Origin of the sequence: Sporolactobacillus sp. THM19-2 (assembly GCF_004153195.1) — a bacterium.
Lineage (GTDB): Bacteria > Bacillota > Bacilli > Bacillales > Sporolactobacillaceae > Sporolactobacillus.
In genome coordinates, this window is sequence record NZ_SEMC01000001.1 from 368,953 (window position 1) to 383,911 (window position 14,959).

The window sequence follows — 14,959 nt, forward strand, 5'->3', positions numbered from 1 at the left end:
CCCGTGGCAGGATCTGGCAGGAATGGCAGGAAGCAGATGCTTGATAAACAGCTACATTTATGCTAACCTAAGAATAGAAATCGAACAGCGTCCTGAGGTGTTAGTCGAACGTCGATATGTTTTGACCGAACATCTAACTATAGGGAGTCCGTTGTTTTCACTCGTCACGCATGCCCGCACAAGGGACCCGTAAACTGTGAAACAGGACACCCACCTGCTCACGAGCGGGTTTCAAAGCTGCGGCTTCACAACGGCACATTCGGGATTCTCATGTTCTATATCCAAAAGAAAGAGCAGAACCGGGATATTTTCCTGGTTCTGCTTTTTCAATGCAAAAAAATAAACCGGGAGAAAACCCGGATGCTATTTTGCTAATGAATACAAAGTCAGATTGAATGTAGCCTGCCAATGGTTATCCTGACTGCTTTGGAGTGAGAGATGACTCAGCGTGTGCAGGTGTTCCATTTTTTCCAGATCGCCCAGAAAGGCAACAATATCAGATTGTTTCCCCGCCGTAATCGTGACCATGTACCTGTTCTGTTTCAGGACGGACTGCCCCGTCACATTCGATGAAGGGTCATTATTCTGCCTGTCATCAGAGTCCGTCATGGCGATTGTTGCGACAGCGACCTGATGCCGAGAGGCCAGTTGCTGAAAATCAGAGAAGAAGGATTCTACTTCCGGCTGCTTCGGCAGTCGGTCTGCATGGACAACTGTATCCTTATTCTCTTTCTTTGCCCTCGCCAGGGCTTCATCCTGATACATTTTAACGTTCTGCTGTGTGAACGCGATCTCCTGTTTCATCGGTATGATTTTTGTAAAGTAAAACCATCCGAAGCCTATGCAGACCAGAAGCAGCGCAGCACACGTGACAATAGCTGATTGTCTCATGGTTTTTGATCCTTTTCTTTACTGATGTTCATCGTCAGCGTAACCTGCAGTGTATCACTCTGATCACCGGTCTGGCTGATCTGTGTCGTTTCAACCTTCTCAAATGGTTGCCGGCGCAGTCGATCCGTAAATTGGACAACAGCCTGGAAATCAGGCAGCAGACTTTGGACCGTAATCCTATGTGATGCAATAGTGACATTCTGGATCGCTCCGCCATCAGGAAGACGCTGGTTCAGGGAAGTCAGCGCATGGTAAACGTCCGGCTGACTTTGCCGGACCTGTCTGACCGCCTGTTCAGCATTTGGTGTCCCGGAAGTGTCCTGCTCCTTGAGGGTGCGTGCTTTCCATATCGACTCCTGCTGATGGACATCCTGAAGTGTACCGTTCAGCTGCCAGGCATACCAGAATAAAGCAGCCAGTGCAATCACACAGACCGCAGCGAAGACCATGATGAAGCGAATGAATGCCCTGGACGTCCGTTTTTCGTAGGGAAGAAGGTTAATATCAATCATGAGACAAGCTCCTTCATCGCCGAGCCAATGGCAGGAATGAAGGACAGCTGGATGGAATGCCCCGTTTTTTCATCATCGACGGGCACAGGTTCAACAGGAATATGAACCGTATCAGAAAGGACTTTTCCAAATGTACGCTGCTCACGCTTTTCATTAAGCAGGTAGATGGCTGCCACCTGTCCGCTGCCCTTCTGAATGGAAAATTGATAAAAATTCATCATGCGATCAATTTCCGTGACCGCGTTCAGAACGTACAGATCTGCCGCTTCATCTGCTGAATCTGCTGAATCTGCTCCGCGGGTACCGAGATGAACCTGTCTGGCAAAAAGAGGGACGTCGTTGTGCAGAATCGAGACACTGAGTGTCGCTTTCTCCAGCCGGGCATACATCCGGTGTTCCGGAAGCACTGCTTTATGTATATAGTGAATCCAGCGGTCAACACCAATAGCATTAAATTCCGCCGCAACTGGTTCGAGACCCGCAGAACGCAGGACGTGCACATACTGGCGGACAACGGTTTCCGGAGCGGCGTAGAGGACGACGTTCGTTCCATCCGCTGCTCTGTTCAGTACATGGAAGTCGAATATCGGGTCTTTAAATGGAAGCTGAATCTTTTTGCCCATTTCGATAAAGAAATAGTTTCGCAGATCCTGATCGGTCATCACGCCGGGCAGCTCGAACTGCCGGACAATCAGCTGTGAATCCGGGATTGTAAAGCACACCTGTTTTCTATTCGCCTTAAGCTTGCGGACCAGCCCCTTCAGTTTTGCCTGACAGGCTTCCTGATTTTTAAGGATTCCATTAACGATGATTCCGGGTTCCAGAGCAGTCTCCTGCGTCCGGATAGCCGACACATGGCCTGTGCCGCCTTTAAGGAGAGCAAGCCGCAGACTGTCGTCGGCAAAAGTAAGACCAACACGGACATGGGACTGAAACCATTGTGACAGATTTCCAAACATCAGACATCATTCCCCATGTTAAAAGATTAAGTCAAGATAGGCTGCGATCAGCTGGTCACCGAAAAAGAAGGCGGTCAGCATCCCAAGTGTGATAAAAGGGACGAAAGGCACCGGCTGGCGCCGTTTCACCAGACCGGTCAAAAGACCGAGGCCGCCGAGCAGCGCACCGAAAAAGGTCGACAGGAAAAAGCCGAGTACAATCAGTTTTATTCCGATGATAAGCCCCATTACAGCAAACAGTTTTACATCACCGCCGCCCATTCCGCCGCCGCTGATGAGCGCAATCAGTGCCAATAGAACAAATCCGGCTGCGATACCGGCCAGGGGATCCCACCACGGGGTGGCATGAAAGACACTCCGAAACACGCTAAAGAGAATGAAAAAGAACAGCAGAATTTTATTCGGGATGATCATGTGCGACAGGTCTGTCACTAGAACGATCATCAGCAGGGAAGAGAGCAGCCAGCCTGCAAGCATTTCTTCAATCGTTGCTGCCTGTATGAAGCTGAACAGGAACAGCAGACCTGTCGCAGCCTCAATGGCCGGATAGATCGGTGAGATCTTCGTATGGCATGTCCGGCACCGTCCGTGCAGAAAAATATAGGAAAAGACCGGTACCAGATCGCGGATAGTTAAACGCCGCCCGCACGACGGACAGTGTGAAGGCGGCGATATAATCGACTGACCTTCGGCAACCCGAAGACCAACGACATTGTAAAAAGAACCGAGGACAAGACCAAGTATTGTGATATAAATTTCAAAAATAAAACTTATCCACATAGCTTTATAAACATCCTAATCATTCAGTAGTTGATTCCGGCTCTTCTTCACCAGATTTAGCAACAATTTCTTGTTCTGTTGATCCATCAGTCACACCGGCATGGCCGGTAATTGAATATACGCCCTCATCGTTAACGGAAACTGTAAAAGAAGTATCTCTTGCATGGCCCAGATACTTTTTTAAATCATCGTAAGTAAGGGAATTGTCATCTGGATTTTCAGCATTATAAAGTTTTGCGGCATGAATGATATTTAATGCATCCTGATAATTCGCTTTCTCGCGCTGCCCACTGATAACATTCGTAATGATTGGCACTGCAATTGCAGCAATGATAGCAAGAATCACAATGACAGCCAGCAGCTCGACAAGGGTAAACCCTTTCTGATCTTTAGACTTTGCTCTAAGTTTTTTTAACATTTTTTCCTCTCCCTCATCAAAAATTTTGATAAATCTGAAACATCGGTATCACAATAGCCATAACAATAAAACCAACGATGACGGCCAGAAATACCATGACAGCCGGTTCCATCAATGCCTTCAATCGCTCAGTCATCTGCTGCACGTCGTTCTCATAATAATGGGCCACGTGGTTCAGCATCTGATCCAGCATCCCGGTCTGTTCGCCGATCGCAGTCATATGGTAGACGATTGAAGGAAAAACCCTTTCGTTTCTGAAAGCCTCGGACAGCGGCTGGCCGAAGTCAAGTGCCTGTGCAACATTATGTATGGCCCTCCGGATCGCCAGGTTCGACGTGATGTTTTCAATCGAACGCAGCGCGTCAATAACCGGAACGGAACTGGACAGCAGCAGGGCAAGCATCCACAGCAGGCGGGACAGCTCATTTTTATAAATCAAAGATCCGACTAATGGCACACTAAGTATAGCACGGTCCAGTCGTATTTTACTAGATTTATTTCGTTTTAACAGGAAAAAAAGTAAAAAAATGCCTGCAGATACTAAGATAAGCACGGGCCAAAAGACTCTTATCCCGTTACTCATGGAAAGAATGATTCGGGTAATCGCCGGTACCTGAGCGCCGAGTCCGGCAAACATCGACTGGAACATCGGTATGATCGTGGTCAGAAGAAAAATCACGACGCCGACGGACATCAGCATGACGAAAACCGGATAAACCATCGCTGTTGAGAGTTTCTGACGCGACTGATGCTGGCGTTCGTAGTAGACGGCCAGATGATCCAGGCTTTCCTCCAGCCGGCCGCTGCCTTCGCCGGCACGAATCATATGAATGATCATCGGACTGAAAACTTTTTTTTGATTTTCAAAGGCCTGAGACAGGGTCCGGCCTTCCCGGAGGTCAGAGGCCATTTGCTGAATGACGGATTTGAAATACTTGTTTTTCTCTTCCTGATCCTGGAGAATCTCCAGCGCATCGGCAACGGTCACACCGGCCTTTATGATGGTTGCAAACTGGCGGAGAAAAATCACCTTTTCCTGCAGTCTGACCCGGGAACCGAGTGACAGATCCCTGTACCAGATGGAATCAGCGTGTTCTCTGACCGAGCGAATGGTCAGTCCCTGATGGACAATCTGTACGAGTGCTTCCTGCCTGCTTCCTGCAGTCAGGCGGCCCCGCTTCGTCTTTCCATTTTCCTTCGTCGCGATGAAGTCAAATACTGGCATGTTCCATTACTCCTTCAGTAAGAACTTCTCCACAGATTCGGCGGCAATAGCCCGGTTTGCGAGCATGTCTTTGATGCAGGAAGCCATGGTCTGCATACCTGCCGACCGGTTCATCTGGATCACGCTTGGAATCTGATAGATTTTTTTTTCCCGGATCAGGTGGCTGATGGCCTTATTATTGATCATCACTTCCGTTGCAACGCGTCTTCCTGAATAATCAGGTGTCGGAAAGAGGTGCTGAGAGACAACAGCGACAAGTTCAGTTGCCAGCTGAATCCGTATCTGTCCCTGCTGATCCGGCGGAAAGACATCGATAATGCGGTCAACCGTTGAAATCGCATCATTTGTATGGAGCGTCGCAAGGACCAAGTGTCCGGTTTCCGCTGCTGTCAGTGCCGTACGGATGGTTTCAAGGTCGCGCATTTCACCCACCAGAATCACATCCGGATCCTCGCGCAGGGCTGACCGAAGGCCCTTGGAGAATGATTGCGTGTCGTTTCCAATTTCCCGTTGCTGGATGATGCACTTGTTATGCCGGTGCAAATATTCGATGGGATCCTCCAGGGTAATAATATGCCGTCGCATGTTTTTGTTCATATCGTCAACCAGAGCGGCCAGTGTTGTGGATTTCCCGCTTCCTGTCGGGCCTGTCACAAGGAAGAGTCCGTGCGGCCTGTGGCACAGTGACGCGAGGACTTCCGGGAGCTGAAGAGATGTAAGATCCGGTACATGCTGCGGAATCACCCGAAATGCCAGACTGTAACAGTTACGCTGGCGGAACGCATTGACACGAAAACGTGAGAGACCGGGAATACTGCAGGAAAAGTCAAGTTCGCCATATTTACTGAGCTTGTGATACTGATCGTCTGCAAGAAGACTCTGAACAGCAGATTCGGTGTCCGACGGTGTGACCGGCGGCAGATCGAGTGAAACCAGTTCTCCATTGAGACGGATAGTCGGCGGAATACCGACGGAAACATGCAGATCTGAGGCCCGACGTGAGCAGGCTTCAATTAACCATTCTTTTAATGATTGTTTCATGATAACAAATGCTCCGATCTTTTCTCAATAGACAAATAATGTCAGCTGATGATTTTTAACAGTTCATCAACGGTTGTAATCCCTCTCTTGACTTTCAGAAGTCCATTCTCAAGCATCGATTGACCTCCTGAATTCTTGACCAGATTTTGGATGTCGCCAAAAGTATGGTGATTAATCAGGGTTTCGGAAATCTGACTGGTTATGTCCAGCATTTCATGCACAGCCGTCCGTCCGAGGTAACCGGTATGATGACATGATTTGCAGCCGGTCCCTTTCATCATGACGGGCGGACAGGTCATACCGGCCTTTTTAAAAAGCCCTTGTTCAATCGGTGTAGGTTGCGTTTCCCTGGCACAGTCATGGCAGATCCGCCGCACCAGGCGCTGAGCCACAACTCCGGTCAGTGATGCTGCGACAAGAAAGGGATCTACACCCATGTCAATCAGACGGTAAATCGTGGTCGGCACGTCATTTGTATGCAGGGTTGACAGGACCAGATGCCCGGTCAGACTGGCGCGGATGGCGATTTCCGCCGTTTCAGAATCACGGATTTCTCCGACCATGATGATATTCGGATCCTGACGGAGGATTGCACGCAGTCCCTTCGCAAATGTCAGACCAACCGGTGCGTTGGTCTGAATCTGATTAATGCCTTCAATCTGGTATTCAACGGGATCTTCAATGGTAATGATGTTTTCCCTTTCACTGTTCAGGTGATTTAAAGCCGCATACAACGTCGATGTTTTTCCGGAACCCGTCGGTCCGGTGATCAGAATCAGTCCGGTCGGCCGGGTAATCATTTTCGTGAACAGCGTTTCCTGCTCTTCAGTGAACCCGACGTTGGGAATTTTCAGCAGGAGATCCTGCGTGTTCAGCAGCCGCATGACGATGCGTTCACCAAACAGTGTAGGCAGAGTAGACACGCGGAGGTCCAGCCGCTGTTTACCGATGCTGACTTTTACCCGTCCGTCCTGCGGCAGCCTTTTTTCTGTGATATCCAGCTGGCTCATCACTTTGATTCGGGTCACAAGGACGCTGAGCATTTCTTTAGGAAAAGTGCGGTACGTATGGAGCTCGCCGTCGATCCGGAAACGAACGACTACGCTGAATTCGCGCGGCTCAATGTGCACATCGCTGGCCCGATTTTCAACTGCACTCAGCAGGCATTTATTGATCACTTTGATGATCGGCGTATCGTCTTCTTCAACCTTCACAGCGGTCTCTTCCACCTGTCTTGACTTCATTGAGGTCAGCAGCTCATTGACCGAGTCTTCTTCGTTGTAGACGCGGTTAATCGTACTTATAATCTCACTTGGCAGAGCGAGAGAGACATGAATCTGGAAACCGGTCATCATCTGCAGATCTTCAATCGCGTAGTAATCCAGCGGATTTGCCATGGCGACATAAAGATCCTGATCACTTTTTTTATAGGGAATCAGTTCGCTTCTTCTGGCAAAGTCCTGATCGACCAGATTGGCGGTCCCAGGATCAATAACCAGATTGCTCAGGTGAACCTGCGGCATATTCAGTTGCATGGACAGCACGTCAATGAGCTGCTGCTCCGATATGTACCCGCGTTCGATCAGCGCACTGCCCAGCTTCTGCGACGCATTTTTCTGCTCCAGTGTGCTATTTAACTGATCTCTGCTGATCAGGCCCGATTCTACGAGGATTTCTCCCAGCCTGCGATGTAGGCGCTGCTTCATAATGGATCCTCCCGAAAGAACATCATTAATTTTCCAAGTTAATCAACTCTTTTAATCTATCAGAAACCTGTTTAAAATAAAACGTGTATATAGGTAAACAGAAAGGAATGGGTCAAATGGCTCATCACCAGGATGGAATGACGCTTATTGAAGTTATCGCTTCGATTGCTCTTCTCAGTGTTGTCATTCTCACATTTGCTTACGTTTTTATCCAGAGTCAGCAGTTCACGACAATGAACGGTGACCGTCAGACGGCATTGCAGCTGGCTCAGAAGAAGCTGTCGGAGACGCTGGCAGGACCGCTTCCTGAGCAAAATACGTCAGAAGTTCCATTTAATCCGGATGTCCCTGACAGCTGGATCCGTATTGATTACAGACAGGAGCCAAATCCGGCTTACCGGACATTTACATTCAAAAAATTATCGGACAGTCCGGAGGCTGATCCAGGAAGGCCGCTGATGATCATGGTCCGTACGTATTATGATCGTGAGCATCATTACATAGAACTTTATAACTATTATACGACAAATTAGAAACGGAGAGGTACCGGAAAATGCCCCACAATTCCAGAGGTGTCACCTTAATTGAACTGCTGGCCGTGCTGACACTGGCATCCATTTGTTTTACGCTGATTTTTGGTATCTGGCTTTCGGGAGAGAAAGCCACTACACGAGCAATAACCGAGAATGAGCTTCAGGCTGATGCCAATCTGGTTCGGACACGGTTGACGGAGGCTTTTTATGATAAAGATAAAAAGCCGTTTAAACTTAAACTTGCCGGAGGTGTAATCACCACCCGATATCTGGACACGAATGGAAATGAGTCAGGTCCTCCGATTCCGATCTCAAATAAAAATCTGACATATACCGGAACACCATTGGAAATAGAAATAAATAAAGAGACTTCTGAGTTGAGACTTGAGTATACCGTCTCTAAAAATGAAATGAGTTATGGTATTCATACGACAATCTATTTCCCGTGGGCAGGAAAAAGTGAGGGGGAGAACTCTGAAAATGACTGATAAATGGTTCAGACAGCAAAAAGGATCTGTTTTACTTGTCGTCCTTCTTGTCACCACGCTTTTTACGATTATGGGTCTCCTGTTGATCACTGTCTCATTCAGCCACACCAAACAGATAAATAAAGAAATCAACCGCACACAGGCAACCAACGCTGCGGAGATGGGATTGAAGGAATTTAATTGGAAAGTTAAGCGCATCATCAGTGAGAATATTCAATTTGATGATAAAATGAATTTAATTGAAAATCTGTCAGTTTCTTCTGATGACTCGTTTCCTTACTCTTATAGTGTTGATGCAGAAATGAATAAACAAACGAAGCGTATTGCAATTACCAGTACAGGAAGAGTAAATGGGGAACAGCGGGTAATCACTCAGAATAAAATACTGTTTGCTGAAGACAGCAACAGTGATAATCAAATCAATGGGAAAAGTTTGATCTATGGAGGTTCGATAAAACGCGGTAAGAACGTCGAAATTGGGCCTCCGGATGCAACGAATGAATCCGTTGATTTCGATTCAATAAAACAATATTTTAAACGTATTCGCCTGCCATCGGCTGAACCGTTACCTGATGCCATTAGAAAAAATGAGGCCTCACAAAGTATTAGCCACTATACAGACAACATAAATTTTGTAAACACGGTCAATATTTCTCACAATGTGGTTTTTGACAAGAATGTCATGGTACATGGTGATTTCAATGGTTCGGGAAATATTACGATTAAAGGTGATCTTTATATAGATGGAACTGTAAATTTATCCGGAAATATTACGGTATGCGGGGACGTTTATATTAAGAATGACGCGAATTTATCCGGTAATATTAATTTTAATCGTAATGTCTTTATTAATCAGACTGCAAATATTAGTGGAAACGTTCATGTAAAAGGGGATACTGTAATAAAACAGGATTTCAATTATGAAGGTGGATCGACGTGGGACGGATATGTTTATGTTGGCAACAATTTAATAAGAAAAAATGACAGTAGTGGCTGGGGTAAGATCTTACAGTTTAATAACACAGTTTTTGTTAACCATGACGTTGATCTGCACAGTAGTAAAGTAGAAGTTCAATTTAATAATGGACTGGTTGTAAGTCACGATATAGCATTAAAAACCAGTGCTAATGGTAAAATTATTATTCATAAAATTTCTGACTGGAACAGTGGACTGAATCAAATTGATGAATCGTCAGAAGAAACAGAATATAATTAAACCCCTCAATAATTGTAAAAAAAGCTGAAAGAGGGTTATTTACCTTCTTTCAGCTTAATATACATGATTACTTCGCGATCTTTTCCAGATTGCCATTCTGATCCATTTTAAAGGTTGCACCCTGATGATCTTCCTGATCCTGAAAAGCAACCATTTTCCTGGCACGGTCCATGATGCCGATCAGTGCCTGGTAGTCGTCTTCAACGGTCTGCTGACGGCTTTGCAGGGTTTCAACCTCTTTTTCCAGTTCTTCGATACGTTGCTGCAGTCTGGCGTTTTCCTGCTTCAATGCGCTGTTCTCCCGTTCCAGACGGCCGTCTGAAGTTTTGCCCTGCTGCAGCGTTTGCAGGTAGGCAATGACTTCAGACAGACCTAATCCGGTTTTTAAAGTCGCTGTATTTTCATAAGTCGAGTTTTCCTCAACATGTTCTGCAGGTGGCAGCTGCTGAATCTCGGTCGGATCCGGCAGATAAGCCGTTTCCATGACCGGAAAGGCAGGGGCAGGGCGGAGTGACCGTGCACCCTGCTCTGCACGTTTTTTCTGTTTGCGTTGTTTTTTCGCTATTTCTATTGCCTGTTCGTATTTTCTCCGGACAATCGCATTCCAGCGAAAGCCGCAGGCGGCGCCCGTGCGGTTCAGTTTATCACCGACTTCTTCAAAGGCGTCAAGCTGTGTGCTTCCCTCCCGGATATGGCGCAGGACGGTTTCTGCCAGAAGCAGATCATCTTCATGTGACCAGGCATCCTGTCTCACTTTTGTCATGGCATTCTCTCCTTCTTGCATTCTTGCTGTTTTATTAAAAAGGATTGACAAGGTGAGAGATTTTTATACACAGCGGGAATCCGGTTATTTTTATTTTTGATCGTGATCACGCCGTGCGAAATAGTTCAGCCGTTTATTAATCGTGCGCTCATATCCCCGCGGGCTGGGGTGATAGAAATGTTTGTTCCGCAGGTGCTCCGGCAGATAATCCTGCGGGACGTAGCCGCCTTCAAAGTCATGAGGATACAAATAGCCTTTTCCATGGCCAAGCTTTGCCGCCCCTTTATAATGGGCATCACGCAGGTGTATGGGCACCTCACCGGTTTTCTCATTTTTCACCGTGTCCAGTGCCTGGTCAATGCCGACCACTGCTGCATTGCTTTTCGGAGCAGTGGCAATATAGAGCGCCGCTTCGGCGAGCGGAATCCGCGCTTCCGGCAGTCCGATAAAGGTCACCGCCTTTACAGCAGCATGGGCAATGAGCAGGGCATTTGGATCGGCCAGGCCGACGTCCTCCGCAGCATGGATAAAGATCCGGCGGGCGATAAACTTCGGGTCTTCACCTGCCGCGATCATTTTGGCGAGCCAGTAGAGCGTTGCATCAGGATCCGACCCGCGCATGCTTTTAATAAACGCCGAGACGGTGTCGTAATGATTGTCTCCTTTTTTGTCATATTGCAGCACTTTTTCCTGAATCGATTCTTCGGCAACGTGCAGGTCAATATGGATGAAGCCGTCCTGGTCCCGGTCAGTAGTCAGGACAGCCAGTTCCAGCGCATGCAGGGCCGTGCGGCTGTCGCCATTTGCAACGCGTACCAGATGGTCCATGGCGGCCGGCTCCATTTTTACCTTTTCGTTGCCGTACCCCCGTTCTTTATCGGTCAGTGCGTGTTGCAGAATGTTGCGGATATCATCCTGAGTCAGGGGGACAAAGCGGAAGAGGCGGGACCTTGAAAGCAGCGCCGGGTTGATCTCAAACATCGGGCTTTCTGTCGTCGCTCCGATCAGAATAACCGTCCCTTTTTCTACCGATGGCAGGAGGGCATCCTGCTGACTTTTACTGAAACGGTGAATTTCATCTATAAAAAGAATCGTTCGCTGCTGATCGAATTTCAGACGCTCCTCTGCGCCGGCGATAATCTTTCGCAGATCGCTGACGCCGGCGGTGACCGCGTTCAGCTGTTCAAAATATGCAGACGTGGTTTGGGCGATAATATGAGCCAGAGTGGTTTTCCCGGTTCCCGGGGGACCGAAGAAAATCATGGGGGTCAGTTTGTCAGCCTGTATCGCGCGGCGCAGCAACCGGCCCTTACCGACAATCTGTTCCTGTCCGACAAATTCATCAAGAGTCTGCGGGCGCATTCTGTCGGCGAGGGGGCGTCCGCGGCCTGTTGTTATGTCATCGGATGGAAGATCAAACAAATCCATCCCTGTCATCCTTTCATGTTTCAATTTTTTTGGTATTCTCTGTCTGATTGCGTGCAAGGAATATGTTTTTCGTCTATAATAACTTAGAGTCTGTATTTATTCTACCATAGTTCCGATGAATCTCAGCATAAGAGATCACGGCTGATTAATAAACAGAAGATGTACATTTATTTATATACGTTTGAAGAGCGAAAGGGGGGTCTTGCGATGAAGATCTCAACGAAAGGACGTTATGGATTAACGATTATGATGGCCCTGGCAAAGAACAAAGGTCGGGGACCGCTCTCTCTGAAAGCCATAGCGACCGAGCACAATTTATCAGAGCACTATCTGGAACAGCTGGTTGCACCGCTTCGTAATGCCGGACTGGTGAGCAGTATCCGCGGCGCTTACGGCGGATATGTGCTGGCTAAAACCCCGGGCGAGATCACAGCTGCCGATGTCATCCGTGTGCTTGAAGGTCCGATCCAGCCGGTTGAAGTCATGGAAGATGATGATCCGGCCAAACGGGAATTGTGGGTCAAAATAAGGGACGCTGTAAAGGATGTCCTCCAGGGGACAACCCTTGACGATCTGATCCATTATGATACGGAGCCTCAGGTTCAGGATCCGGATATGTTCTACATTTGAAAGTTAAAGGGAGTGAACAGGCATGAATCCCATCTATCTCGATCATGCCGCAACGACGCTGATTGATCCCGAAGTGCTTGAGATCATGGCGGAAACATATAAAAAGGTGATTGGCAATCCGTCAAGCATCCATTCATTCGGCAGACAGGCCCGGAAAGTGGTCGACGACGCCAGAGACACTATCGCCAAATATATCGGTGCCAGAAGCCGTGAAATTGTTTTTACAGGCGGTGGTACAGAAGGCGATAACATGGCGATTATCGGCTCTGCTTTTGCGAACCGTGATAAGGGAAAGCACATTATTACAACGAAGATTGAACATCATGGGGTATTCAGAACCTGTGAATATCTCGAAAAGCAGGGCTTTGACGTGGATTATCTGGATGTCGACCGAACTGGCCGGATATCTGTTGATGAACTGAAACAGAAACTACGGGATGATACCATTCTCGTTTCAATTATGTACGGAAATAATGAGGTTGGAACCATTCAGCCGATCCGCGAAATAGCACATTTGCTCGCGGACAGGCCGACGCTGCTGCACACGGACGCGGTTCAGTCTTTCGGCTCCATCGATATAGATGTAAAGGATACGCCGATCGATCTCTTATCTATGGCCGGACATAAAATTGGCGGACCAAAGGGGATCGGTTTTTTGTTTGTCCGTGACGGCGTCCGTCTGGAGGCGATCGCGCATGGCGGAGATCAGGAGCACAAGCGTCGTGCCGGAACGCAGAATGTACCGGCAATCGCCGGCCTGGGTCTGGCCGTTGATCTCGTTCGTGATCATATCAGAGAGCGGATTGATAAGTATCTGAGCCTGCGCAGGGCAATGCTGGATACCTTGCGCGAAGCCCGTGTTGATTTTCATATTAACGGAAATTCTGAACATTTTCTGCCTCAGATTCTGAATCTGTATTTTCCCGGGATCAATGTTGAGACGCTTTTGACCAAACTTGATTTGGAAGGCGTGGCTGTTTCGAGTGGTTCAGCCTGTACAGCAGGATCCATTGAACCCTCACATGTCCTGACAGCAATGTTTGGAGACGGCGCACCTGAAACCCGCAGCTCGATCAGGATCAGTTTCGGAAACGGAACGACTCAGGAGGAAGTGGTCCGGGCAGGAAAAATCATTGCCCGGTCGGTGCGTGAACTGGTAAATATCCGAAAGGCAGGTGAACCAGGTTGAAGAAATCTCCTGGCAAAACAAGGGTCGTTGTTGGCATGTCCGGAGGTGTGGATTCCTCTGTTGCCGCCCTGCTGCTGAAACAGCAGGGGTATGATGTGGTCGGTATTTTTATGAAAAACTGGGATGACACGGATGAAAATGGTGTCTGCACGGCAACTGAGGATTATGAAGATGTCGTGCGCGTCGCCGATCAGATCGGGATGCCCTATTATGCTGTAAACTTTGAAAAGCAGTACTGGGACCGCGTGTTTACTTATTTTCTGGAAGAGTATCAGGCGGGGCGTACACCGAATCCGGATGTGATGTGCAATAAAGAAATAAAATTTAAAGCCTTTCTCGATCATGCACTGGCTGTCGGGGCGGATTTTGTTGCCACCGGTCATTATGCACAGGTTGAGCGGCATGACGGGATCACTTATATGCTGCGCGCGCTGGATCAGAATAAAGATCAGACCTATTTTCTGAACCAGCTGTCACAAAAGCAGATCGAAAGAGTGATGTTTCCTCTGGGTGATCTTCAAAAGCCGGAAGTTCGGGAAATTGCCCGTGAGCATCATCTTGCGACTGCTGATAAAAAGGACAGTACCGGTATCTGTTTTATCGGTGAGCGGAATTTTAAACAATTTCTGAGCCACTATCTTCCGGCCAACCGTGGTGAAATCCGAACAGTAGACGGCGAACTTAAAGGCTATCATGATGGCCTGATGTATTACACGAATGGTCAGCGTCAGGGACTGGGCATCGGCGGTCCCGGCGGTCCGTGGTTCGTCTGCGGAAAAGATGTGGCGAAAAATATTCTGTATATCGCGCCTGGTGCAGATCATCCCGCGTTGTTTTCTCAGGGGCTGATTGCTGAAAAGGTCAACTGGATCAGCGGTAGTCCTGAAAAAAAGGTGTTCCACTGCACTGCGAAATTTCGCTATCGCCAGAAAGATCGTCCGGTGACGGTACATCTGCTTGAGAATAACCGGATAGAAGTCGTCTTTGATCAGCTGGAGTGGGCGATTACGCCCGGTCAGTCCGTTGTGCTCTATAAACACGATCGATGCCTCGGCGGCGGGACGATCAGCACGGTTCTGAATCAGGGTACAGACGCGGCTATAGACTTTGTTGACTCGGCAACTCTGTAAAGCCGGGCCCTTTTTTTGCATTTTAAGAGGGTATACAATTCTAGTATAGG

The 14,959-nt window shown here is 48.0% G+C and carries 16 protein-coding genes and 1 other RNA gene; 7 read left to right on the forward strand and 10 right to left on the reverse strand.

Features of this window, described 5'->3' with window-relative positions:
• Nucleotides 1–86: 86 nt before the first annotated feature.
• Nucleotides 87–270, forward strand: a non-coding RNA gene (gene ssrS, locus EWH91_RS01645) — 6S RNA.
• A gap of 93 nt (nt 271–363) precedes the next feature.
• Here the strand turns inward: ssrS and EWH91_RS01650 are convergent.
• Genes EWH91_RS01650 through EWH91_RS01685 form a run of 8 tightly spaced genes read right to left on the reverse strand, consistent with a single transcriptional unit; the run spans nt 364 to nt 7,532 of the window.
• Nucleotides 364–891, reverse strand: coding sequence for a hypothetical protein (locus EWH91_RS01650; protein ID WP_129928266.1), 528 nt, complete (start codon nt 889–891; stop codon nt 364–366).
• Nucleotides 888–1,403: a PilN domain-containing protein gene (locus tag EWH91_RS01655; protein ID WP_129928267.1), complete on the reverse strand. Its 516-nt coding sequence runs from the start codon at nt 1,401–1,403 to the stop codon at nt 888–890. Before EWH91_RS01655 ends, EWH91_RS01650 begins: the two co-directional genes overlap by 4 nt.
• Complete coding sequence (pilM, locus tag EWH91_RS01660; RefSeq protein ID WP_129928268.1) at nt 1,400–2,362, reverse strand: type IV pilus biogenesis protein PilM; 963 nt, start codon at nt 2,360–2,362, stop codon at nt 1,400–1,402. The genes EWH91_RS01655 and pilM overlap by 4 nt, the downstream gene beginning before the upstream one ends.
• A gap of 18 nt (nt 2,363–2,380) precedes the next feature.
• Entirely contained in the window at nt 2,381–3,142 is a 762-nt protein-coding gene (locus EWH91_RS01665; protein ID WP_129928269.1) for a prepilin peptidase, read from the reverse strand.
• Between the two features lie 19 nt (nt 3,143–3,161).
• Nucleotides 3,162–3,560 carry a prepilin-type N-terminal cleavage/methylation domain-containing protein gene (locus EWH91_RS01670; protein WP_129928270.1) on the reverse strand — a complete coding sequence of 133 codons (399 nt, stop codon included), beginning with the start codon at nt 3,558–3,560 and terminating at the stop codon, nt 3,162–3,164.
• Between the two features lie 16 nt (nt 3,561–3,576).
• Nucleotides 3,577–4,785 (reverse strand): type II secretion system F family protein, encoded by a 1,209-nt coding sequence (locus EWH91_RS01675; protein ID WP_129928271.1) that lies wholly within the window; start codon nt 4,783–4,785, stop codon nt 3,577–3,579.
• A 6-nt stretch (nt 4,786–4,791) separates the two neighbouring features.
• Complete coding sequence (locus EWH91_RS01680) at nt 4,792–5,826, reverse strand: type IV pilus twitching motility protein PilT (protein WP_129928272.1); 1,035 nt, start codon at nt 5,824–5,826, stop codon at nt 4,792–4,794.
• Nucleotides 5,827–5,867: 41 nt separating this feature from the next.
• Nucleotides 5,868–7,532, reverse strand: coding sequence for a GspE/PulE family protein (locus tag EWH91_RS01685; protein ID WP_129928273.1), 1,665 nt, complete (start codon nt 7,530–7,532; stop codon nt 5,868–5,870).
• 116 nt (nt 7,533–7,648) lie between these two features.
• Between EWH91_RS01685 and EWH91_RS01690 the strand changes: the two genes are divergently transcribed.
• The 3 genes from EWH91_RS01690 to EWH91_RS01700 are packed head-to-tail and all read left to right on the forward strand — an operon-like array spanning nt 7,649 to nt 9,769.
• Nucleotides 7,649–8,065, forward strand: coding sequence for a type IV pilus modification PilV family protein (locus tag EWH91_RS01690; RefSeq protein ID WP_240697220.1), 417 nt, complete (start codon nt 7,649–7,651; stop codon nt 8,063–8,065).
• A gap of 20 nt (nt 8,066–8,085) precedes the next feature.
• A complete protein-coding gene (locus tag EWH91_RS01695; protein ID WP_129928274.1) occupies nt 8,086–8,553 on the forward strand; it encodes a type II secretion system protein in 468 nt (155 codons plus the stop codon).
• Entirely contained in the window at nt 8,546–9,769 is a 1,224-nt protein-coding gene (locus EWH91_RS01700) for a polymer-forming cytoskeletal protein (protein ID WP_165364207.1), read from the forward strand. Before EWH91_RS01695 ends, EWH91_RS01700 begins: the two co-directional genes overlap by 8 nt.
• 67 nt (nt 9,770–9,836) lie before the next feature.
• Here EWH91_RS01700 and EWH91_RS01705 read toward each other — a convergent pair whose 3' ends face one another.
• Nucleotides 9,837–10,532, reverse strand: a complete 696-nt coding sequence (locus EWH91_RS01705) for an RsfA family transcriptional regulator (RefSeq protein ID WP_129928276.1) — start codon at nt 10,530–10,532, stop codon at nt 9,837–9,839.
• Nucleotides 10,533–10,622: 90 nt separating this feature from the next.
• Nucleotides 10,623–11,960, reverse strand: a complete 1,338-nt coding sequence (locus EWH91_RS01710; protein ID WP_129928277.1) for an AAA family ATPase — start codon at nt 11,958–11,960, stop codon at nt 10,623–10,625.
• A 207-nt stretch (nt 11,961–12,167) separates the two neighbouring features.
• Here EWH91_RS01710 and cymR point away from each other — a divergent pair, with 207 nt between their 5' ends.
• From cymR to mnmA, 3 genes are read left to right on the forward strand one after another with little or no spacing between them, the layout of a single operon-like run.
• The gene (gene cymR, locus EWH91_RS01715) at nt 12,168–12,590 is read left to right on the forward strand and encodes a cysteine metabolism transcriptional regulator CymR (protein WP_129928278.1); all 423 of its coding nucleotides are present in this window, start codon (nt 12,168–12,170) and stop codon (nt 12,588–12,590) included.
• Between the two features lie 22 nt (nt 12,591–12,612).
• Entirely contained in the window at nt 12,613–13,779 is a 1,167-nt protein-coding gene (locus EWH91_RS01720) for a cysteine desulfurase family protein (RefSeq protein WP_129928279.1), read from the forward strand.
• Complete coding sequence (gene mnmA, locus EWH91_RS01725; RefSeq protein WP_129928280.1) at nt 13,776–14,909, forward strand: tRNA 2-thiouridine(34) synthase MnmA; 1,134 nt, start codon at nt 13,776–13,778, stop codon at nt 14,907–14,909. Before EWH91_RS01720 ends, mnmA begins: the two co-directional genes overlap by 4 nt.
• Nucleotides 14,910–14,959 lie beyond the last annotated feature (50 nt).

Excerpts from the sequence above, each read along its gene's own strand:
- EWH91_RS01705 (WP_129928276.1), bottom strand. The coding sequence starts at position 10,532 with ATGACAAAAGTGAGACAGGATGCCTGGTCACATGAAGATGATCTGCTT.
- EWH91_RS01655 (WP_129928267.1), bottom strand. The coding sequence starts at position 1,403 with ATGATTGATATTAACCTTCTTCCCTACGAAAAACGGACGTCCAGGGCA.
- cymR (WP_129928278.1), top strand. The coding sequence starts at position 12,168 with ATGAAGATCTCAACGAAAGGACGTTATGGATTAACGATTATGATGGCC.
- EWH91_RS01680 (WP_129928272.1), bottom strand. The coding sequence starts at position 5,826 with ATGAAACAATCATTAAAAGAATGGTTAATTGAAGCCTGCTCACGTCGG.
- EWH91_RS01700 (WP_165364207.1), top strand. The coding sequence starts at position 8,546 with ATGACTGATAAATGGTTCAGACAGCAAAAAGGATCTGTTTTACTTGTC.
- pilM (WP_129928268.1), bottom strand. The coding sequence starts at position 2,362 with ATGTTTGGAAATCTGTCACAATGGTTTCAGTCCCATGTCCGTGTTGGT.
- EWH91_RS01695 (WP_129928274.1), top strand. The coding sequence starts at position 8,086 with ATGCCCCACAATTCCAGAGGTGTCACCTTAATTGAACTGCTGGCCGTG.
- EWH91_RS01670 (WP_129928270.1), bottom strand. The coding sequence starts at position 3,560 with ATGTTAAAAAAACTTAGAGCAAAGTCTAAAGATCAGAAAGGGTTTACC.
- EWH91_RS01720 (WP_129928279.1), top strand. The coding sequence starts at position 12,613 with ATGAATCCCATCTATCTCGATCATGCCGCAACGACGCTGATTGATCCC.
- EWH91_RS01675 (WP_129928271.1), bottom strand. The coding sequence starts at position 4,785 with ATGCCAGTATTTGACTTCATCGCGACGAAGGAAAATGGAAAGACGAAG.
- EWH91_RS01710 (WP_129928277.1), bottom strand. The coding sequence starts at position 11,960 with ATGGATTTGTTTGATCTTCCATCCGATGACATAACAACAGGCCGCGGA.
- EWH91_RS01685 (WP_129928273.1), bottom strand. The coding sequence starts at position 7,532 with ATGAAGCAGCGCCTACATCGCAGGCTGGGAGAAATCCTCGTAGAATCG.
- EWH91_RS01690 (WP_240697220.1), top strand. The coding sequence starts at position 7,649 with ATGGCTCATCACCAGGATGGAATGACGCTTATTGAAGTTATCGCTTCG.
- EWH91_RS01650 (WP_129928266.1), bottom strand. The coding sequence starts at position 891 with ATGAGACAATCAGCTATTGTCACGTGTGCTGCGCTGCTTCTGGTCTGC.
- EWH91_RS01665 (WP_129928269.1), bottom strand. The coding sequence starts at position 3,142 with ATGTGGATAAGTTTTATTTTTGAAATTTATATCACAATACTTGGTCTT.